We start from the raw sequence: 20449 nt of genomic DNA on the forward strand, positions 1-20449 counted from the left end.
TTTTTTTTTTTTTTTTTTTTTTTTTTTTTTTTTTTTTTTTTTTTTTTTTTTTTACCCCCCCGTTTCGTTTACCCGGGCGTGCCGATCACGGCACCTCGCGGACGATGCGGCCCTCCACTGCCGCCGAGATCGGGGAGTTGTCACGGATGTCGTCGATGACGATGTCGAGCAACGGGTTGCCCGTCAGCAGCACGTCGGTTCCGTCACGCAGGGCCGTGTAGCCGTCGCCACCGGTGTACATGAAGTCGTTGGTCACGATGCGGATGGTGTCCGTCGGACCGATCGGCGTCAGAGTGCCGTTCGGGCCGTCCGGTGCCTTCGAGAGCTCGGTGATGACAGGTGTGGTGCCGTTGCAGCGGTAGGTGATCTTCAGCCCCGACACCTGCGGGAACCGGCCTGTTGCGATCTGCGGATTGCATGCGGGGGACAGCCCGTTGAGCAGCGCGTCCGTCAGCTGCTGCCCGGTGAGGGTGAGGGTCACGGTGGTGTTGCCGAACGGGAGCACGGCGAACACCTCACCCCAGGTGATCTCGCCGGGTTGCTCCTCGCCGGTCGACGGCGGGCTCGCATTGAGATCCGCCCGGAGGCCGCCGGAGTTGGTCAGCACGGCCTCGACGCCCGGATACTTCCGTCGCGTCGCGTCGGCGACGAGATTGCCCATCGCGGACTCATTCAGCCGGGTCGGATCGCGTTTGATGTCGGCGCTCTGGGTGCCGATCACCTGGTTGCGGAGCGGGGCGGTCTGCACGTTGGCGTCGTCGACGATCGCCTTGATGTCCGGCCGCTGCGCGACGCCCAATGCAGTGGCGATCCTGGTCGATCCGCCCGCCCAGGTGACATCGCCGCCCTTCACCATCAGCTGCAGAGTGGAATAGCTCGCGCCGGCGTTGATGCCCTCGGAGACCAGGATCTTCCCGACCATCAGGTTGGACACCCGGTGGGTGTGCCCGGCGATGACGGCGTCCACTGTGGTGCTCTGCAACGCCTCGGTGATGCCCACGATCGGCCCTTCCCACGGGGTTGGTGGGGTGCCGTCGACAGCGTTGGTTCCATTCGCGGTGCCCTCGTGGATGACCACGATCTGCACCCGTACGCCCTTGCGGCGCAACCGTTCCGATTCGGCCTTGATGCGTTCCGCCGCGGGTAGGAACGTCAGCCCCGCGGTCGCCCCGGCCGAGACGAGCTCGGGGGTGTCTTCCAGGCCGGCGCCGATGACGCCGACCCTGACCCCGTTGACGGTGAACACCGCCGATGGCTGCACCCAGGACGGAGCCCGCCCCGTCTCCTCGTCCACGATGTTGGTGGCCAGGAACGGGAAGTCGGCCCGCTCCTGCTGCTGGAGCAAGCGCTCGATCCCGAAGTCGAACTCGTGATTGCCGTAGGACGTCGCGTCGAGGCCCCAGGCGTTCTCGACGTCGATCGCGGGCTTGTCCTCCAGCAACGCGGAGTTGGGCGGCGATGCGCCGACGTTGTCACCGGCGGCGAGCAGCAGTGCCGGCTTCGGAAGTGCTGCGGCGTCCTCGTCGAACAGGGTCGCCAGCGTGGCCGCGCCACCAACGGGCGTGTTGATGCCGTCGACCGACAGCGTCGTCGGGTCCAGCTGTCCGTGGAAGTCGTTCAGGCCCAGGACGGTCAACGGGGTGACCGAACGCCCGTTGCGCAGCACGTCGAGCAGCACCCGGCCCTGGCTCTGCTGCGGCAGCGGCACTCCGAGCAGATAGGCGATGGTGGGGGCGATGTCGATCGTGCGAACTCCGCTGACCCGCTTGCGGGAGATGGCGTCACCGCCGGCCAGGAAGGTCGCCCGCATGTTCACGTTGGCGGACAGGTTCTGCACGTCGGGGACGTAGCCGTGCTGGCCGAAGAATGCCGATCGGGCGACCAGGGTGCCGGGTGTCGCGGCGTCGAACTGGTACGGCGGGTAGGCGAACGCCACCACGTCACCGGTACGGGTCGGGTGCGCCATGTTGGCCGTGGACCCCGCCCCGTTCGGGATGTACCGGGCCTCGGCCTTGCTGTAGACCCGGTCCATCACCTTCCAGCCCTCGGGCTGCCCGTCGCCGGTCCAGTCGTTGGGGTCCGCGACGGCCAGGTAAGCGGCCTTGATGGCGGCGACCGTCGCTGCTTCATCCGCGGCCTTGACCTGCTGGTACGGCCCGCCCGGCGGTGCAGGATCGCGCCCGGCGAGGTTCAGGTAGATCTGCACCGTCCCGCCCGCCCAGCAGGCCTTGGCCTTTCCGATGGTCTCTCCGGTGGCCGGCCGGCAATTGGACGTCTGCGGTGTGGACAGCAGGCCGAGGTTCACCAGCACCCTGCTGGCGTCGACCGCGGCGAACTGCGGTGCGAACCCATGGTCGGACGACACGAAGGTGGTCTCGTGACGGAGTTTCCGCTGGACCAGCGACAGCATCGAGTCGGCGCCCTGGTACGCCCGGCGGATGAACGCCTCCCGCTGGGCGACCCGACCATCCGGGGTCCCGTTCACCTGCACGTCGTCGTACGCGGGATTGCGCTGTCCGTTCGGGAGTCGTTTCGAGACGAGCCCGAGGAACTGGTGCTGGAATTCGTCGGTGACGGGGTAGCCGACCAGGGCCAGGTCGGGCTTGTAGGTGTCCAGGATGTAGGTCGCGAGCGGGCGGGTGCTCTTCTCCCAGTACAGGCCCTGCTCGACATACGTTTCCTCGCTGACGATCCCGGCCTCGAGAACCGCGAAGTCAGCGGCCGTGGAACTCGGGAATCGCTGGGCCACGTACTCCGCGAAGTCACCGGTGAAGCCGGAGGCACCCGGCCAGGTCGGCCAGCTGGCGTTCGCCCGCGCCACCGAGGTGTGGAAGAGCCGCACCTGCGACAGGTCCGGGCGGAGCCGTTCCACCTTGAGCAGGAACCCCGCGGTCTTGCCGTCGAGGGCCCCGCCCTGGACGGCCACCTTGACGTCTGCGAGTTGGCCCTGCCGCAGGTCCGCCACCTTGGTGGCGCCGTCCTTTCCGCGGGCGAACAACACCCGGTCGTAATTGGTGCGGCCGTCGTTCGTGCTGTCGTAGAGGTACGCATTCAGGCCGTACTTGTCGGTGCCGGCGTCGACGATCCGGAGCCGCATCTGTTGCGCCGGGTTGTAACTCGTCGGGACGTTGGTCCAGCCGACGGCGGCCGTGGGCGCCGCGTCCGCGAAGGGGGCGTTGCCGGCGAACCCGTCCGGGTGGTCGAACTGGAGACCGAACGACGCGGTGAACGCCGGGTCGTCGGCGGCGGAAATGTAGTTGGTGGCGACGCCTCGGCCGGAAAGAGTCGCCCGGAAGTCCAGTGTCGGTCCGTTGATGGTGCCGCCACGGCCGCCCGCCCACTCGATCTGCGCGACCTTGAGGCCGCCCCGCTCGGCCGACTGCGCGATGGTCTCTGCCTGCAGGACGCCCGGGTCGAAGGCGGAGGTCCGGTTGCCGAACGGCTGTCCGTTGATGTGGAACGTGTTGTTGGTCGATCCGGTCACTGCCGGCCAGGCACCCGTCGCCAGGCTGAACCAGCCCGCACCGGTATTTGGCGGGGCCTGGGTGAGCAGCCCACCGCCGGTGGCCGATGCACCCTTGCGCAGCAATTCGCGCATCGCCGGGAGGGAGCCGCGCCGGGCGTACCGCTCGACGATGTCCTGCCGCATGCCGTCCGCGGCGAAGAACAGCACCGGGTCGGGTCGGTGGTGTCCGGGGGTGGAGCCGGTGACCGCGGCCGGGGCGGGTGGCGCCGCGCCCGCCACCGGGATCGTGCCGACTGTCGTCACCACCAGCACGGTGCAGACGGCGAGGGTGAGAAGTGAACGGGCGGACCGATTGCTCACAGGGCCTCCAGTGCCGACGAGCCGCGCACTGAGCACGGCGCATGCTCAACCAAGCACCACCGGGATCTACCGTCAACGGTCGAATGTGGCGCTCGTCACAGCGAGTTCTGCTCGTCGAGCACTCGGATTCACATGCCCCGTCCGGACCATTCCGTCGTCACTGACCGCTGAAGGCGGCCGACCAGAAGTCGGTGAACACCGGTGGCGGCTGGGGTGAGGACCAGGTCTGATTCGTCAGCAGGATGGCGGTCACCCCGGACACCGGGTCCGTCCACCACGACGTTCCCAGGCCGCCGTCCCAGCCGTAACTGCCGGCATGACGACCGCCGGGCTCGTCCCGCTCACGCACGCCCATCCCGAGTCCCCAGCCCATCCCCGCGTCGTCGATCGGGCCGACCTGCGCAGCAGTCATCGCCCGGACGGCGGCGGCACTGAGGATCCGTCGCTCGCCGGCAACGCCCCCGGCAGCCAGCATCGCGGCGAAGGCCGCCACATCGCCGACGGTGGAGACCAGCCCGTCACCTGCATCGGGGAAGACCGGCGCCGTCGCCCATTGACCGTCCGCCAGGTCGTACACCTGCGGGGCGCCGTCATCCTCGGCGGGCGTCCACAGCGGTCCCAACCGGTCAGCTGCCTGCTGCGGGACCCCGAACCCGGTGCTGCTCATGCCGAGCGGGATCAGCAGGCGATCCTCGAGCAGTTCGGGCAGCGGCCGGCCTGCGGCCCTCGCGGCCAGAACACCCAACACACTGGCGCCCGTGTGATACAGCCAGCGCTGACCCGGCTGGTACGCCAGCGGGAGGGTGCCGAGCCGGCGCATCCACTCGTCGGCGCCGGGTTCTGTTGCGGCGCAGGCGGTCCCATCGGGAGCCCGGCCTCCGCCGCCGCCGCCATCAACGGGCTCGGCCACGGCGCAGAGAAGTCCATGCCCATTCCCAACCGGAACTCGAACACGTCCCGCACGGTGATCGAACGGCGGGCCGGCACCGTGTCGGTCACCGATCCGGCGGCATCGATCATCACCCGACGGTCCGCCAGTTCGGGCAGCAGATCATCGATGGAGTCGTCCAATGCGAGGGTGCCGTCGTCGACCAGCGTCATCGCCAGCGCCGCGACGATCGGCTTGGTGGTGGACGACAACCGGAACACCGTGTGCACATCGATGTCGCCGCCGCCCGGACCGGCCGTGCCCGCGTGATCGGCGACCGAACCGTCGGCGTCCACGACCGCCCACACCGCACCGGGCGGGTCGCCCTCCTCGACGTGCCTGACCACCGCGTCCCTGATCACCGCGTCCCTGATCACCGCGTGCCTGACCCTGGTCCCGTCGTCATACCTACTCCCGACCCGAGCGATTCGATAGGCAGCGATCGGCCGCCTGGTGATCGGACCGCCGCGACGCGGCGAACTCAGCGGTGAACGGTCCGCACCACCACGTAGCCTTGAGCCCGATATGACGACGGTGCCCGGTGCGCAGGAGCTGTCGGAAGAGTCCGCACTGGCGGCCATCGCCGCGGCCGCCGCAAAGGACGCGGGACTCGGCGACGCGGAGCTGCTGGGCGATTTCCTGCCCGTGCTGCTCGCCGCGGTGACGGCGGGAAACCGGCTCAGCCGCAGGAATCTGGCGTCGTTCCGGGATGCCGGACGCAAGGCGGCCGCTCGCGGCATCGCTCTCCGGCCGGTGCTCGACCTCTTCCTCTCCGCTGCCTGGCGTCTCTGGTCCCGGCTTCCGCCGGTCGCCCAGGCCACCGTCGACCCACCGGCGGTGGTCAGGGCCGGGGAGTTGATGTTGCGCGCCGCGGACGATGTGGTCGGCGCCCTGACCGAGGGGTATCAGCTGGCACGGCGTCAGCTGGTCGCCGCACAGGCCGCTGCCCGCCGCGAGTTCGTCGACGACCTCCTGCTCGGCGGCACCCAGGGACTGGCCGGTCTCGTCGAACGGGCCGCGTCCTTCGGTCTCACCCTCGCGGGCCCGCATGCCGTGGTCGTCGTCGAGGCGGAGCAGCCGTTCACCGATTCCGCACCGCTCACCGCGATGCTGGAGCGCTCGATTCTCGGCAGCAAGGCGGACGCGGACGCGCTGGTCACCACCAAGGAGGGCTCCTTGGTGGTGATCTTCGCGGCCCCTGATCGCGGCGCCGTCGAGCAGGTCGTCACCGGTCTGACCGGCAGCCTCCCCGCGATCGGCGGCACCGGTGTGCAGCTGCGGCGAACGGCCCAGGTCGGCGACTGGCGCATCGGTGTGGGGCGACCCCACCAGGGGCCGGGCGGAGTGCGGTTGTCCTACGAGCAGGCTCGCGAGGCTCTGCGACTGGGCGGACGGCTCGGCGGCAGCGGTCGGGTGTTCGACGCAGCCGACTTCATGGTGCAGCGCGTCCTGGTCCGTGACGAGGAGGCCATGCGTGAGCTGGTGGACGCCGTGCTGACCCCGCTGACCGGGGCGAGAGGCGGCGCCGAGCAACTGCTGCAAACGCTCGAGGCCTATTTCGCCGCGGGCGGCAACGCCTCGCTCGGCGCCCGGTCGCTGCATCTGTCGGTCCGGGCGTTCACCTACCGGTTGGAACGGGTCGCGCAGCTGACGGGCCGGGATCCGGTCGATCCGGCACAGCGCTTCGAACTGCAGACCGCCGTCACCGGGGCACGGTTGCTGGGCTGGCCGGATCGCCGCTGAAACCGTCCTCTTTGCCGAATCCCGGCAGGATCAGACGCCGAAGACAGCGTGATGATGCCGTGGATCGGCAGCCCGGAAGTCGGCACAGTGGAGAAGTCGGAGCGGTCCGCCCCGGCAACTCAGGCATTCCAATCTTGCATCGAGGAAACCCCGTGACAGTTCCGTTCTGGGCCTGGGCCGCATTCGCTGCCGTGGTCGTGATCATGTTGACCATCGATCTGCTGGCCCACCGGGGCGAGCACATCATCAAGTTCAAGGAAGCGGCGATCTGGAGCGCCGTCTGGGTCGGCCTGTCGCTGATCTTCGCCGTCGTCATCTTCTTCACCCTCGGCGCCGATGCCGGTGTCGAGTTCACCACCGCCTGGCTGCTCGAGAAATCACTGAGCGTCGACAACCTCTTCGTGTTCGCGCTGATCTTCGCCTACTTCAAGGTCCCCCGTGAGTACCAGCACCGGGTGCTGTTCTACGGCGTCATCGGCGCGTTGATCTTCCGCGGCATCTTCCTGGCGCTCGGTGTCGCCATCGTCTCCACCTTCACGGCGGTCCTGTTCGTCTTCGGCGCCATCCTCATCTACAGCGCCTACAAGCTGATCAAGGACGACGACGAGAGCATCGATCCCGGCAAGAGTTTCGCCGTGCGCCTGCTCCGCAAGATCGTCCCGGTGTCCGACGAGTACCGCGGCACGAAGTTCTTCTACAAGGAAGCCGGCAAGCGCATTGCCACCCCGCTGTTCGCGGTCGTGGTCGCCATCGAGGCCGCCGACCTGATCTTCGCCGTCGACAGCGTTCCCGCAGTGCTCGCGGTCAGCGACAACACCTTTATCATCTACTCCAGCAACGCCTTCGCCATCCTGGGTCTGCGGGCGCTCTACTTCCTGCTCGCCGGCATGCTCAAGAAGTTCCACTACCTCGGCAAGGGCCTGGCCTTCATCCTGGCGTTCATCGGCGTCAAGCTCTTCCTGCAGGCCGGCCACAAGGTGATCTCGACCTCCATCCCGGAGATCCCGTCGCTGGTGTCGCTGGGCGTCATCGTGATCGCGCTGACCGTCTCGATCATCGCGTCGCTGCGCAACCCGCTGCCCGACGAAGATACGGACGGCCCCGAGGAACTGGCCGCTGCAGCGGCTGACGGCGAGGGCTCCGACGCCCTGACCGTCGATGCAGACGACCCGGACGTGGTGCACCACACCGAGTCCGACGGGGAACGGGTGGGCCAGGGTTCAGGTCACGACCGGCGCTAGCGCCCGGCGCACCGAAGGCGCGAGTCACCAAACAGAATGACGATGTGGCACCCGGGACACCCGGGTGCCACATCGGCGTCTCGCGGGGTTCCTCAGCCGTGCTCGTCGATGAAGGCCATCACTTCGTCGAACTTCGCCGAGGCCATCCCGACCCTGCAGTCCGCGGCGCCGTAATACAAACGGAGCACGCCCTTGTCGGTGTCGTGGATCAGCCCGCAGGGAAAGACCACGCCGGGAACGTCCCCGCTGAGTTCGTAGTCTTCGGACGGGCCCAGGACCCATTCGTCACACCGCTTCAGGACGTGGGCGGGGTTGTCCAGGTCGAGAAGTGCCAGTCCGGCCCTGTACAGCTCGCCGGCGACAGTTGTGCGGACGCCGTGGTAGACCACCAACCAGCCCCGCTCCGTCTCGATCGGTGGGGGCCCCACGCCGATCCGCGCGGAGTCCCACCATCCGCCGGGCCGGGCGCCGAAGACCGGCTCCGGCGTTCCCCAGCTGTGCAGATCGGCTGACCGGGACATCCAGACATCGGCGCGTCCGCCGGTCACCGCCGCCGGCCGGTGGAACAGCACGAACTCGCCGTTGATCCGCCGCGGCAGCAGGGAGGCGTTCTTGTCCTCCGGGACGCACACCACACCGAGGTGCTTCACCGACGCGAAGTCGGTGGTGGTGGCCAGCGCGACGGCCGGCCCGGCGGCGCCGAACACGGTGTACGCAATCACCCAGGCGTCCAGTTCGTCGACCCGGGTGATGCGGGGGTCCTCGAGGCCCCATTCCTCCTCGGGATGATCCGGCCGGGGCGCCATCAGCGGCTCGTTGTCGACGACCCAGTTGGAGACGCCATCATGCGACCTGGCGACGGTCAGATGGCTGAAGCCGCGGCGGTCCTCCACCCGGCAGAGCAGCACCGTGTCGTTCCCGACCATGGTGGCGCCGGCGTTCATCACGGCATTGATGCGATACGGCCAGCGTTCCGGTGCGAGCAGCGGGTTGCCGCGCGCACGCGCGAACAAGCCGTCACCGACCACGACGCCCGAGGACTTGTTCATATACGGCAAGGTAGTCCCGCACCATGCGTTCGGCGCTGAACCGCGCGGCAGCGGTGGCGTGGCACTTGCCGCGATCGAGGTCGCCGACGGCATCGACGGCGGCGGCCGCGGCGGTCGCGTCGTCGACCAGGAAGCCCGTCACGCCCTCGTCGACCACCTCCGGCATCGAGCCGAGCCGGTAGGCGACAACCGGTGTGCCGCAAGCCATCGACTCGACGACGGACAGCCCGAACGGCTCCGCGAAGGCGATCGGGTGCAGCAGCGCGTGCGCCGAGCCGAGCACCGCGGCGCGCTGGTCTGGCTGGACCGAACCGAGGTAGACAACGCTGTCGTCATCGATGTGCGGTTCCACCCGGTCGTGGAAGTACTGGGCGTCCTGGACGATGCCGCAGATCACCAGTCGGCGACCGGCGAGGCGGGCGATCTCGATCGCCTCGGCGGTGCCCTTCTCCGGGGAGATCCGGCCGAGGATGACCAGATCCACGCCGCCGGCCGCCGAGAACGGCAGCAGCTCGAGGTCGATGCCGTGGTAGATCGTCGCGGCATAGCGCAGGTCGGCGACCCGGTCGGCATCGGAGATCGAGACGAGCGAGGAACGTCCGGTCGATTCGGCGAACCGGTAGGCGGGCAGGATCGCGCGGTTCGAGAAGCCGTGCACGGTCGTCACCATCGGCGCGGCGCAGACCTCGATGAAGCTCAGCGGCAGCCAGTCGAGGTTGTTGTGAACCAGGTCGAACTCGCCCGACCGGTGCAGCACGTGCGCCACGTGCAGGGCTTCGGCGACCCGGCCGTCGACCTCCGGGTGGTCCGCGTAGGGAACCGCCGTCACGCTGTCCAGCTTTGCCGAGGTGATGGAGTCGGCGGATGCGAACAGGGTGACGTCGACGCCGAGCGCGACCAGCCCCTCGGTGATCAGGCTGGTGACCTGCTCCCACGGGCCGTAGTGCACCGGCGGCGTGCGCCAGGCAACCGGGGCCAGCATGGCGACCTTCACGCGGTGCGCCCGACGGCCGGGAAGTCGTGCCGCATCACGGTTGGGGGAGGGAGGACTGGAGTCCCGCCGCCTCCAGGGCCAGCAGTGCCTGGAAGAACGCAAGGGTGGATTCCGCGCCCTCGTTGTCGTTCAGGCTGTTCGCGGACAGCCCGTCGTGGCAACCGCCGGTGGCGAAGTCGTAGACGGGCTCACCCAGCCGGTTCCGGCCCAGGAACCACTCGAACGCACGGACGGCGCGCGCGCCGTGCGAGCGCTGCTCGGTGGCCGTCAACGCATCGGTCAGGGCCTCGACGAGAGCCGCGGCGTCCAGCGCCTGCTCGTCACCGTCCTGGGGTGCGGCGTGCGGGCTGTCCTTTGTCCGGTGCCAGCTGTTGCCGACCAGTCGCACCGCGGGACCGTCAAGCAGGCACTGGGCGCCGTACCACTCGAGGGCCTCCAGGCCTGCGGCCAGCATGTCCGCCCTGCCCAGCCGGTGGCCGGCCGCGATCAGGGCCTGCGGAAGCCGGGCGTTGTCGTAGGTCAGGCTCTCCTCGAACCACTGCCAGTCGGGCGTGCTGAACGAAGTGTAGAAATACGTCAGCCGTTCGGCGAGGACCTCGAGCAGCCGCTGCAGCCGCGGCGTGAGTGAGCCGAGCGGTGGCCGGGTGAGTCCGATGACGGAGAACGCCATGGTGCGCATGCTGTCCGTCTGCTCGACGGTGTCCGCCAGTTCCTCCAGCAGTCGCAGGCTCGGCCCGGCGACGGCCCGAGGCGGGTGGGCGGCGACGACGGCCCCGAGTGCCCACACTGTTCGACCGAGGTGGTCGCCGCTGTGCGGTTCGTCCAGCCAGCGCCGGTCGTAGGCCATGAAGTTGTGCATTCCGCCGGCCTTGGGATCCCACGCGTAGCGCAGGAAGCTCAGCCCGACCGTGACCATCCGACTGAACGTCCGGTCGTCGGACTCGCGGTCCAGGCCGAGCGCGACGATCAGGAGCCGGGCCATGTCGTCGACGCAGTAGCCGCTGGCCCGGTTCGGGACGACGCCGTCCGCGTGCTGGACGATGCCGACGTCGTCCACCAGGGTGAGCAGGTGATCGGACCGGATCGAGGGCGATGACGCCACCCGGCCCGGGCCGACGCCGCCCTCGGCGGGAACGCCGAGTCCCTGCGCATGACGTAGCACGTCCACGGTCAGCGCGCCGACCGCGGGCCAGCTGAGGCCGGCCCCCACCCGGCGTGCTTCCCGTGCCGCGGCCGCCAGCTGCTCGGGGTTGTCCAGCAGTTGCAGCACGCCGGCGGCGAAGGCACTCGGGTCGTCGAAGGGGACCAGGATGCCCGCCCCGGAGGCGAGCAGATCCTCGGCGTAGAAGTACGGCGTCGACACCACGGGGCAGCCGGCCACGACCGCGAAGGTCAACGCACCGGAGACGATCTGCTCGCGGGAGCGGTACGGCGTGAGGTAAAGGTCGGTGGAGGACAGCAGGTACGCGAGTTCCTCCATGTTGAGGAACCGGTCGAGGAACTGGACGTGGTGCTCGAGCCCGCGGTCGCGGACGAGCCGTTCGAGCGACAGCCTGTACCGCTCGCCCTCCTCCTTGACGACCTCGGGGTGCGTCTGACCTGCGACGAGGTAAAGCACCTCCGGGTGCAGCTGAACGATGTCCGATAGTGCTGCGATCGCGGTCTCGATGCCCTTTCCTGCGGAGATCAAGCCGAAGGTGGACAGCACGGTTCTGCCCTCCAGGTGGGCCATGGTCCGGCCCACGGTCGGTGCTGCGGCAGTTACGGCGGCGCTGCCGGCGGCGCGGACGACCTCGGGCAGCAGAATGGTCGGCGCGCCGTGCGGGACGACGCGCACCCGCCCGGCCGGCGCGATACCGGCGTCGACGACCATGCTGCGGGCCGTCTCGGTGAAGACGCTGACCAGCGCCGCCCCGTGGCACAGCTTCCCCAGCACGGCTGCCTGCTCGGTGGTCGGCTCGGACAGCACGGTGTGCAGGGTGACGACGTACGGCTGGTTCAGGTCCTTGACGAGGGACAGCACGTAGGACCCGGCCTCGCCGCCGAAGATGCCGTACTCGTGCTCGATCAGCACGACGTCGGTACCTCGCCCGTCCAGCAACGCCGGCACGGCGACGTAGTCCGCCCGGACGTCCTGCCGGATCACCGACAGGACCTCGGGCTCCTGGATCGCGTGGTGATCGCGGATGATCGACAGCACGTCGACCTCGATCGTCGGGTCCGCCTCCAACAACGCCGAACGCAGGTCGCGCGAGAAGGTTCCGATACCGCACGGGCGCGGCGGGTAGGTCGAGACCAGGGCAATACGTGTGGTCATCTCTCGATCCCGATCGACATGTTGATGGCCTCTTCCGGGGCGGGTGATGCGTGGCATGGCGGTTCCCCGAGGCAGGCTGGTTCAACCACCGGCGGCCGCGGATCATCCCGTCATCGGGTGAGTGTCTTCGTACTGAAATCGACTCGAGCAGCGACGGAATCGGTCGGCACGAGGGAGGGCTCGCACTGTTCCGGCGAGCTGTGGCTGACAAAGGACCAGGAAATCCGGCCGGTACGAACCACCCACGAGGCATCGTCGACCCGGTCCGCACGGCGGTGCAGCCGGGCTGAGAATATCAGCCTGGCGGGGTCCGCCGAACCGCCGCGACCTCGGGCAACGGGTTGAACGCGGTGCCGTCGGGGAACTGCTTCCGAGAGCCCCTCTGCGGGGCACGGTCCACACCACTCGTCGTCAGCCGGCCTTGCGCCGCCGCTCATCGCCCGGAGGTTTGCCTCATGTCCGACGTCGGTCGCGCTCCCCAGTCATCGCACGATGCCTCGGTCGATTTTGCGGTCGGATCTTCGGTCGGCACCGAATCCGCCGGAGGCGCCGCGGAGGTCAGCCTGTCGGGCCGGCAGCCCGGTAAGGACTCGGCGCCCGAGGCCAGCAAGGGCAGCCCCACAGAAGGCAAGCCCGTCGTGAGCAAGGTGGTCGCCGCACCCGCCGACGTCGTGTGGTCGGTGCTCGCCGACGGCTGGCAGTACGCGACCTGGGTGGTCGGGGCATCCAGGATCCGCGAAGTCGACCGGAACTGGCCGGACGAGGGCAGCCGGATCCATCACTCCGTCGGCCTCTGGCCGCTGCTGATCGACGACAGCACCGACGTCGTACGGTCCGAGCCCGAACGCGAGCTGGTGCTGAAGGCCAGGGGATGGCCGATCGGCGAGGCCCACATTTCCATCACGCTCACCCCGGAGCGCGCCGAGCACACCACGGTCAGCATCACCGAAGACGCCACCGCGGGCCCCGGCCGGGCCATACCGGCACCCGTCCGGCAGCTGGCCATCGGCCCGCGGAACGTGGAAACCCTGCGCCGCCTGGCGTTGATCGCCGAGGGCCGCTACCGGCTGCGGCTGGAGCAGGCGCTGCCCGGTGGGTCCTCCGGCCAGGCGGGCGCCTGAGGGTTTCGCTTCGCGCGGGGCCCGCAGCACGCCGCTCACCGCGCGGGGACGTGCTGTGCGCCGGTCGGCTTCGCGCGGGGCCCGCAGCACGCCGCTCACCGCGCGGGGACGTGCTGTGCGCCGGTCTGCTTCGCGCGGCACCGACTCGTCCCGCGCCCAGTGCCACGTGTGCAGGGTCCGCGGGCCGTTCTGAGCCGAAAGTCCCTGCTGACGTGTCAGTGGGCGTGGCCAGACCAGGTGCCGCGCGCGGTGCCCGATGGGTGCCTCCCGCTCGGTGGCGTGTGCCCCGTGCCCGGTATGCAGGTGAGCCCGGCCAGCTGAGCCGTGGGCGCTCCGGTCAGGACTTCCCCGACGGGAGCAACCTCGCCCAGGCGGTCCTGTTCAGTTGACGCCGAACCGCGCCGACGCGGCTGTTCGCGCCGAGTGCGGAAAGAGCGGCGTTCCACCCGCAGGCACCGTGCACACCCCCGCCGGGGTGTGCCGAAGCGCTCGCCAGGTAGAGGCCCGGGATCGGCGTCTCGGGCCGGCCGGTGCCGGGAACGGGCCGGAAGAAGAGCTGCTGGTGGATGCTCGCGGTGCCGCCGTTGGTCGCGCCCTGCACGAGGTTGGCGTCGGACTCCTCGAGGCCGGCCGGGGTCTGCAGGCTCTTGGCCAGGATGCTCGACGAGAAACCGGGTGCGAGCAGCTCGATCGAGTCCTGCACCCGCAGCGCGTGCTGCTCCATCTGTTCGGCCGACCATTCGACGCCCTGCGGGACGTGCGTGTACGCCCACGCCGATTCGGTGCCGGCCGGTGACCGGGTCGGGTCGGTCGTCGTCATCTGCCCGAACAGCACGAACGGTTTGCGCGGCAATCGCCCGCAGGTCAGGTCTGCGGCGTAATCGATGAACCCGTTGCCGTCCACCCCGAGGTGCACGGTGCCCGCGCCCCGGGCGCCGTCCGCTCGCCAGGGCACCGGCGAGTCCAGCGCCCAGTTGATCTTGAGCGTGCCGTAGTCCCACTGGAAGCGGTCGAGTTCGCGCTGCATCCCCGCGGGCAGGCGCTGCAGCCCGACAAGGTCCCGGTACAACGACGGGGCGGAGACATCGGCCAGCACAGCGTTCCGCGCGTGCACCAGCGTGCCGTCCGCACATCGGACGCCGGTGGCCCTGCCGCCCTTCATCTCGATGGCGGTCACCGCCGTACCGGTCGTGAGTTGCCCGCCGCCGGCGATGAACCGGGAGTGCATCGCACCGGACAACCGTCCGGCACCGCCCTTGGGTACCGGGAACCCGACGTCCTGGCCGAGCATGGCGAGCAGCCAGCCGAACACCCCGCTGCCGGCCGCGTCCGGGCCGAGGTCGCTGTGCAGGGCGTTCCCGGTCAGCAACAGCCCGGCGCCCTCGCCGCGGAAGTTCTCCTGGGCCAGTCGGCGGACGGGCAGCACGGCGAGCCGGGCCAGATCGATCGTGCCGGCCGTGCCGAGCTTGCGTAGCAGCGAGAGCGCCGACTTCACCGGCGGGAACGGGGTGAACAGGGCGTCCAGCAACGGGTCCCGGATGCGCTGCCAGTGCGCGAACATGTCGAGCCAGGCCTGGCCGTCACCGGCGGCGAACGAGTCCATGCTCTGGGCGGTGGTGTTGGGGTCGGTCGAGAGCACCGCCGCCCGGCCGTCGTCGAGCGCATGTGTCAGAACGTCCGGCGCCTTGATCCATTCCAGCCCGTGCCTGGACAGCTCCAGATCCCGGATGACGGGCGATGCCGCGGCGAGTGGATAGAAGGCGCTGAACAGGTCGTTGCAGAAGCCCGGGGCGGTGACCTCGGCGCTGCGGACCGCGCCACCGACCGTGTCCTGGGCCTCGACGACCAGAACGTCCCAGCCGGCATCGACCAGTGCGTTGGCCGCCACCAGGCCATTGGGACCGGAACCGATGACGACCGCATCGACGGTTGTTGTGGGAGTCACGGATACCCCTTCGTGTCGGACCGGTGTTGCTCCGGCCGGCCCTACATCGGCCGTTGGGCGTGTACCCCGCGCGGGTCGCGCTCACGCCCGTAGCCGCATCATCCGGCCGGTGATCTGTGCGACCCCACCCCGCACGCGATCGTGGCGTGCTCGGTTGCGGACGTCCGGCGAAGCCGAGCGGTCAGGTCATCCCTCGACGCCGGTCGCCGTGTGCGGCGCACCCACCGGTTTGGATTCGGGTGATCCGCGCTGCCGGAGGTAGATCGACAGCACAGCCATGCTGCCGACGGCGAGGAATTCCGATTGCCAATTCTGCAGGCTGCGATTCCAGAAATCCGCGGAGTGCAGGTAACCGAGAAAGTCGACGGGGTCCTGGAGATCCCGGAATCGCTGCTCATTGAAGGCGGCCCGGCCGGCGACGAACTGCGCACACCAACTCCCGGCGAAGATCACGCCCATGACGATGCCGAGGGAACGCGAGAAGAGCGCTAGTCGCGGCCCGCGGCGACGGGCCGATCGGGGCGAACGATCATCCGAATGCTCGGCGACCTTCTGCTCCTCGTCGGACTCGGTGCCCTGCTGATCGAGCGATTTCGATTCGGGCGAACCCTTCTGTACCAACCACACGGTGGACAGGATGAACAGCAGGAATTGCAGGTATTCCGACTGCCAGTTCTCGGCGACGTCGACCGCAAAACTCGATGACGTGACGTACTGCAGCAAAGAGATGTCGGGCAGTCCGGCTGCCGTCTGCTCGCTGTTGTACACGGCCACCCCGGTCAGCGCCTGGCCGATCAACGCCGCCAGGAAGAGGGCGCCGAAGAAGATTGCCAGTCCGTTGTCGCGGATCGTTTTCATGGCTTCGTCGTTCCAGCGTCTCAATGGTGCGTTCGTGGCTTGACTGTCTCGTCATCGACCCAGGAAGCCGATGACGATGAAATAGCCGAGTCCGACCGCGATGGCTGCCAGGTATGTCCAGAATGCGGCTCGCATGGCTCATCCTCCGGTCAGCGCGCAGTCGTAGGGAGCGTCGCGCTCCGGGCGGCAACCGGCCGCGGTCACCAGCCACCGGCCATTGAAATCCGACAGGAATACCACGTCGCCGCGCAGCACGACCTGGGCGCTGCGACCGAACGCGGCGGTGTGCTCGATGGCGCCGCCCGTCGGAATCTGTTTGTCGAGAAGTGCCTGTTCGCAGGAGCTTCCGTCCGACTCCAACTCTGAGCGGGTCGCCGGCGCGAGCAACGAGCAGGCAGCGCCGGTGTCGTGGGCCGTCACGGCGGTCGTGAAATCCGACGCGACCCGACCCGCCGTCTCGGCATCGGGGCGCAGGGCAGCACAGGACGTGGTGGACAGCACCGCGGCGGCGAGAGCGACCGCTCTCGCCGCCTTCCTTCGCGATTCGCGACGGATCAGCGGTGCATGCCGCACGGGGTCACGAGACTTCCGGCTCTTCCGGCTCGAAGGTGTCCGGTTCGCTGTCCGCGCCGATGCCGATGCCGTCGGGTGCATCGGGCACATCGCCGTTCTGGTCCGGATCGTTGGGTTCCACGGGCTGGCTCATCGTGAGTTCTCCTTGCTGTCGGCGTTGGCGGTGGTCCTGTCAGTCTTTCCTGATCGGCCGCTGTCCGCGGTTTCCGTGGCGGTCTCGCCGGCACTGCGCCGCAGCCGCTCTCCCTGCTTGATGTCCTTCTCGGCCTGCGCGGCCTTCTTGTCGATCGCGGTGGTGTCCCGCGGCGGCAACTGGATCTCGCGCTCGGCCGGGATGCCTGCCTGGAGTTGCCGGCCGCGCTCCATCTCCGCGTCGAGTTCCGCACCGAACAGCAGCGCAAGGTTGGTGATCCAGAGCCACAGCAGGAAGATGATCACGCCGCCCAGCGAGCCGTAGGTCTTGTTGTAGTTCGAGAACTGCGACACGTAGAAACCGAATGCTGCCGACGCGATCACCCAGGTGAGGATCGCGACGACGGCGCCGATGCTGATCCAGCGGAACTTCGGCTGCTTCACGTTCGGCGTCGCGTAATAGAGGATCGCGACCACCAGGGCAGCGAGAATTGCCAACACCGGCCACTTTGCGATGTTCCAGACCGTCACGGCAGTTTCGCCGAGCCCGATGGCGTCCCCGATGGCACGGGACAGCGGGCCCGTCACGACCAGACCGATGGCGACCACGGCGGCCAAGATGACAGCGATCAGGGTGATGACGATCATCAACGGACGCAGCTTCCAGAAGGGCCGGCCCTCGTCGATCTCGTACACCCGGTTCATCGCCCGGCCGAACGCTCCGACGTAACCCGAAGCCGACCACAGCGCACCCGCGAGCCCGAGGATCAGGCCGAGGCCCGCCGCGGAGTTCTGGGTCAGTTCCTGCAGTGGCCCACGGATCGTGCCGGCGACCGATCCGGCGCCGACCTCGTCCAGGATCCCGACCAGCGATTCCGTGGTGCTCGCCTGGCCGATGAGACCGAGCAACGAGACCATTGCCAGCAAGGCGGGGAACAGTGCGAGCACCGCGTAATAAGTGAGTGCGGCAGCGAGATCCGTGCACTGATCTTTCGAGAACTCCCGTACCGACTTCCCCAGGATGTATTTCCAGGAAGGTTTGCTCAATTCGGTCGGACTGTCCGGTTTATCCGGCGTTTCGACGTCTTGCCGGGTTCGGTCCGTTGTCTCTGTTCCGGCTGTTCGCTCGGCCATCTATGCCCCTCGTCGCTTGATATCGTCGTCGTTCCACCGACCCGCTGGGGGCTGAGACTCCCTGTCCGGCAGCGGCTTGCTGCAGCCGGGGCGGACGTCGGATCGGACATGTGTTGGTTGCCCGATTGTGGAACGACCAAACACTCCGTGGTGCATTCGTCACGGAACTGCACTGCACGGTCACCTTCCGCCGTTGGCACGAATTCGGCGGGTTGTTTTCGATTCAGGGCCGGATGGCAGGGTACTTATCGACTCGCAGGGCGGCGACACGGCCGCCCCAGTCGATCCGGCACATCCCATGAAGAGAGGAACGGATCAAATGAGCGAAGGATTCTCGACAACATCGACCAGCGGGTCGACGTACCCGTCGGCACCGCTGGAGTCGCACCCCGCCGATTACGGCGTGACGCCGACCGGCAACGGAGCGGAGAGCTCCACCACCGGAGCTGCGAAGCAGCAGGCAGGCGAGGTTGCGCAGACCGCGAAGGAGTCGGCGACCCAGGTCGCGGGCACCGTCAAGGAGCAGGCCGGCGCCGTCACTGCCGAGGTGGGTAACCAGGCTCGGCAATTGTTCGACCAGGCGCGGACCGAGGTCAGCGATCAGGCCGCGACGCAGCAGCAGCGGGTGGCAGGTGGCCTGCATTCACTGGCCGACGAGGTGCAGAGCCTGCTGAACGGGCAGCCCAAGGACGGCGTCGCCTCCGACGTCGCCCGGATGGCGTCCGACAAGGCGCATGAGATCGCCGACTGGCTCGACCGTCGCGACCCGGCAAGCCTTGTCGAGGAGGTCAAGTCGTTCGCCCGGCGTCGTCCGGGCGCGTACCTGGCCATCGCGCTGGGCGCCGGCATCATCGCCGGTCGGCTGGCCAAGGGCCTCAGCGCCTCCAACAGCAACTCCCAGCAGGGCATCGCTGACGGACGCTCGACCTACCCGCCGCGTCCGGTGGTCGGCGACACCGGCTACGGAGCGGTCGGCACCGCCGGCTACGCGGCCGGTTACGGCCAGGATGACGCTTTGCTGATGGGCAGTGATGTTCCTGCAGTACAGGCCATTCCGCCGGTGGAGGGCTACGGCACGACGGGCTACGGCACGACTGGCTCCGGTACCTCGGGCTACGGCACGACGACCGGGGGCGTCGGCGGCACGCAGGGGGATCTGACCCGATGAGCTCGCCGACGGAAACGGGCAGGCACCCGTCGGATCCGATGGGGGTGAGTGAACGGTCGCTCGGCGAACTGATCTCCGAGGTCACGCAGGACCTGTCCACCCTGCTCCGCCAAGAAGTGGAGCTGGCCAAGGCCGAGGTCCAGCAGTCGGCTTCCCGGGCCGGCAAAGGCGCCGGGATGCTCTCCGGCGCAGCGGTTGCCGGCTACTTCGTGCTGCTGTTCTTGTCCGTCGCCCTGTGGTGGGCGATCGGTTCGGCGACGGGCCTCGGCTGGTCCGCGCTGATCGTCGCGGTGATCTGGGCCGTGATCGCACTGGTCCTCGTCCAGGTCGGGCGCAAGGAACTGCGGAGTGTCCGCGGCATGCCGAAGACGACCGCAACGGTCAAGAAGATCCCTGACGCACTCAAAGGAAACGAGGACCGAGCATGACCAACGATCCGGAACAGATCCGTCGTGAGATCGAACGGACGCGCACGGACCTGAGCGAGAACGTCAACGCGCTCGGCGAAAAAGTCAATCCGTCGAGCATCGCTCGCCGGCAGACCGACCGGGTGCGGGGAGCCGCAGTCTCGGTGAAGGAGTCCATCATGGGGTCAGCTTCCGATGCGGGCGACGCCGGGCACCGTGCGGTCGGCGTCGTCAGCGACACGATCTCCGATGCGCCCAGCACCGTCGCGAGCAAGGCGAAGGGCAATCCGCTCGCTGCCGGGCTGATCGCTTTTGGCGCGGGCCTGCTGGTCTCGTCGCTGATTCCGGCCAGCCAGAAGGAGCAGGAGGCTGCGCAGGCGATCAAGGACCAGGCGGAGCCCGTGGTCAGCAAACTGACCGACGCCGCCAAGGAGGTGGCCAGCAATCTGCAGGAGCCGGCTCAGCAGGCCGTCGAAGAGGTCAAGTCGACCGCGACCGATGCTGCTCAGACGGTCAAGGAGGAAGGCACCTCTGCGGCTCAGGACGTGAAGGGCCAGGCCGCCGACTCCAAGGACCGTGTCCAGCAGAGCGCGACCAGCTGACCTTCGCCTGACTCCGGCTCCGACAGTCCTTTGTCGTTGCCGGGCGGTGAAGTAGGACGTTGAAAGGCCCGGGAAGCAGCAAGATCCCGGGCCTTTCGCTATTTGGTGCTGAGCTGGTTTGGGCTGAGCTGAGCTGAGCTGGGCTGGGGCTGGGTGCCGTGCCGACCAGCGCCGACGGACGTCAAGCACAACGGGTCTTACTCGACCCCCATGCTCCCTGCTCATGCTGCGGGGTGAGCAACCCGCACCCGGCTCGAGCAACGCTCTGTGCCGAGAGCGACAGCGGCACGCGACCTTTGGAACGCCCGAACCGGTGCGTTGACTGCACCGCTCTCTTGCGCAGACTCAGCGACACTCCGCTCGCCGCAAGGTGGACGTTCAGTGGACTCGGTATCCGCGCCGCTGCTGAGC

17 protein-coding genes are annotated in these 20449 nt (G+C 68.5%); 6 read left to right on the forward strand and 11 right to left on the reverse strand.

Translation table 11 applies throughout. From position 1 onward, the window contains the following. Window positions 1–85 precede the first annotated feature (85 nt). From ACVBEQ_RS12445 to ACVBEQ_RS12455, 3 genes are all read right to left on the reverse strand, one after another. Complete coding sequence (locus ACVBEQ_RS12445; protein ID WP_447153617.1) at window positions 86–3826, reverse strand: 5'-nucleotidase C-terminal domain-containing protein; 3741 nt, start codon at window positions 3824–3826, stop codon at window positions 86–88. A 157-nt stretch (window positions 3827–3983) separates the two neighbouring features. Beyond that, complete coding sequence (locus ACVBEQ_RS12450; RefSeq protein WP_447153784.1) at window positions 3984–4622, reverse strand: serine hydrolase domain-containing protein; 639 nt, start codon at window positions 4620–4622, stop codon at window positions 3984–3986. Continuing rightward, entirely contained in the window at window positions 4505–5131 is a 627-nt protein-coding gene (locus tag ACVBEQ_RS12455; protein WP_447153618.1) for a serine hydrolase domain-containing protein, read from the reverse strand. Before ACVBEQ_RS12455 ends, ACVBEQ_RS12450 begins: the two co-directional genes overlap by 118 nt. Window positions 5132–5279: 148 nt before the next feature. Here ACVBEQ_RS12455 and ACVBEQ_RS12460 point away from each other — a divergent pair, with 148 nt between their 5' ends. Both ACVBEQ_RS12460 and ACVBEQ_RS12465 read left to right on the forward strand, forming a co-directional pair. After that, the gene (locus ACVBEQ_RS12460) at window positions 5280–6497 is read left to right on the forward strand and encodes a PucR family transcriptional regulator (protein WP_447153619.1); all 1218 of its coding nucleotides are present in this window, start codon (window positions 5280–5282) and stop codon (window positions 6495–6497) included. Between the two features lie 152 nt (window positions 6498–6649). Next, window positions 6650–7738: a TerC family protein gene (locus ACVBEQ_RS12465; RefSeq protein WP_447153620.1), complete on the forward strand. Its 1089-nt coding sequence runs from the start codon at window positions 6650–6652 to the stop codon at window positions 7736–7738. 92 nt (window positions 7739–7830) lie between these two features. On the opposite strand, the gene ACVBEQ_RS12470 is transcribed toward ACVBEQ_RS12465, so the two are convergent. From ACVBEQ_RS12470 to ACVBEQ_RS12480, 3 genes are read right to left on the reverse strand one after another with little or no spacing between them, the layout of a single operon-like run. Beyond that, window positions 7831–8787: a glycoside hydrolase family 130 protein gene (locus ACVBEQ_RS12470; protein ID WP_447153621.1), complete on the reverse strand. Its 957-nt coding sequence runs from the start codon at window positions 8785–8787 to the stop codon at window positions 7831–7833. After that, window positions 8756–9769: a glycosyltransferase family 4 protein gene (locus ACVBEQ_RS12475; RefSeq protein ID WP_447153622.1), complete on the reverse strand. Its 1014-nt coding sequence runs from the start codon at window positions 9767–9769 to the stop codon at window positions 8756–8758. The genes ACVBEQ_RS12470 and ACVBEQ_RS12475 overlap by 32 nt, the downstream gene beginning before the upstream one ends. A gap of 46 nt (window positions 9770–9815) precedes the next feature. Then, a complete protein-coding gene (locus tag ACVBEQ_RS12480; RefSeq protein WP_447153623.1) occupies window positions 9816–12098 on the reverse strand; it encodes a glycosyltransferase in 2283 nt (760 codons plus the stop codon). Between the two features lie 455 nt (window positions 12099–12553). Here ACVBEQ_RS12480 and ACVBEQ_RS12485 point away from each other — a divergent pair, with 455 nt between their 5' ends. After that, the gene (locus ACVBEQ_RS12485; protein WP_447153624.1) at window positions 12554–13219 is read left to right on the forward strand and encodes an SRPBCC family protein; all 666 of its coding nucleotides are present in this window, start codon (window positions 12554–12556) and stop codon (window positions 13217–13219) included. Window positions 13220–13556: 337 nt separating this feature from the next. On the opposite strand, the gene ACVBEQ_RS12490 is transcribed toward ACVBEQ_RS12485, so the two are convergent. The 5 genes from ACVBEQ_RS12490 to ACVBEQ_RS12510 form a co-directional block, all read right to left on the reverse strand. Continuing rightward, complete coding sequence (locus ACVBEQ_RS12490) at window positions 13557–15164, reverse strand: phytoene desaturase family protein (protein ID WP_447153625.1); 1608 nt, start codon at window positions 15162–15164, stop codon at window positions 13557–13559. 186 nt (window positions 15165–15350) lie between these two features. Further along, window positions 15351–16022, reverse strand: a complete 672-nt coding sequence (locus ACVBEQ_RS12495) for a DUF6766 family protein (protein ID WP_447153626.1) — start codon at window positions 16020–16022, stop codon at window positions 15351–15353. A gap of 138 nt (window positions 16023–16160) precedes the next feature. After that, window positions 16161–16595 (reverse strand): hypothetical protein, encoded by a 435-nt coding sequence (locus ACVBEQ_RS12500; protein WP_447153627.1) that lies wholly within the window; start codon window positions 16593–16595, stop codon window positions 16161–16163. A 4-nt stretch (window positions 16596–16599) separates the two neighbouring features. Next, entirely contained in the window at window positions 16600–16728 is a 129-nt protein-coding gene (locus tag ACVBEQ_RS12505; protein ID WP_447153628.1) for a hypothetical protein, read from the reverse strand. Next, on the reverse strand, window positions 16725–17774 hold the full coding sequence (locus tag ACVBEQ_RS12510) for a YihY/virulence factor BrkB family protein (protein ID WP_447153629.1): 1050 nt from the start codon (window positions 17772–17774) through the stop codon (window positions 16725–16727). Before ACVBEQ_RS12510 ends, ACVBEQ_RS12505 begins: the two co-directional genes overlap by 4 nt. A 406-nt stretch (window positions 17775–18180) precedes the next feature. On the opposite strand from ACVBEQ_RS12510, the gene ACVBEQ_RS12515 reads away from it, so the two are divergent. From ACVBEQ_RS12515 to ACVBEQ_RS12525, 3 genes are read left to right on the forward strand one after another with little or no spacing between them, the layout of a single operon-like run. Then, a complete protein-coding gene (locus tag ACVBEQ_RS12515; RefSeq protein ID WP_447153630.1) occupies window positions 18181–19029 on the forward strand; it encodes a hypothetical protein in 849 nt (282 codons plus the stop codon). Beyond that, window positions 19026–19457: a phage holin family protein gene (locus ACVBEQ_RS12520; protein WP_447153631.1), complete on the forward strand. Its 432-nt coding sequence runs from the start codon at window positions 19026–19028 to the stop codon at window positions 19455–19457. The genes ACVBEQ_RS12515 and ACVBEQ_RS12520 overlap by 4 nt, the downstream gene beginning before the upstream one ends. Further along, window positions 19454–20038, forward strand: a complete 585-nt coding sequence (locus tag ACVBEQ_RS12525) for a DUF3618 domain-containing protein (RefSeq protein WP_447153632.1) — start codon at window positions 19454–19456, stop codon at window positions 20036–20038. The genes ACVBEQ_RS12520 and ACVBEQ_RS12525 overlap by 4 nt, the downstream gene beginning before the upstream one ends. Window positions 20039–20449 lie beyond the last annotated feature (411 nt).

This window comes from Nakamurella sp. GG22, from assembly GCF_052976845.2.